Genomic DNA, 499 nt, shown 5'->3' on the forward strand with positions numbered 1-499 from the left:
CCCTAAGACCGGGATTGCGACGATTACTGGTAAGGTCAAGCACCCAACGACAACGTTGCAGGTTGATGGTAAGCAAATTCCAATCAAGGATGATCTGACTTTCAGTTTCACTTTAGATTTAGGTACTCTTGGACAAAAACCGTTTGGGGTTGTTGTGGGTGACACCACTCAAAACAAGACCTTCCAAGAAGCGTTGACCTTCATTTTGGATGCAGTGGCTCCAACATTGTCATTGGAGAGCTCGACAGATGCACCGGTTTATACCAACGATCCAAACTTCCAGATTACCGGAACGGCCACTGACAATGCGCAATATCTGAGTCTGTCAATTAACGGCAGTTCTGTCGCCAGCCAATACGTAGACATCAACATCAATAGTGGCAAACCAGGTCATATGGCTATTGATCAGCCCGTTAAATTGCTCGAAGGCAAAAACGTGCTGACTGTTGCTGTTACAGATAGCGAAGACAACACCACGACCAAGAACATCACAGTTTAC

Annotated in this window: 1 protein-coding gene; it reads left to right on the forward strand. The window is 45.9% G+C overall.

Annotation, left to right across the window (positions count from 1 at the left end; genetic code table 11):
- A partial coding sequence (locus LA04_RS20645; protein ID WP_047652970.1) for a hypothetical protein occupies positions 1 to 499 on the forward strand: 499 nt, incomplete at both ends.

Origin of the sequence: Enterobacter sp. UCD-UG_FMILLET, from assembly GCF_000762975.1 — a bacterium.
Lineage (GTDB): Bacteria > Pseudomonadota > Gammaproteobacteria > Enterobacterales > Enterobacteriaceae > Enterobacter > Enterobacter dykesii.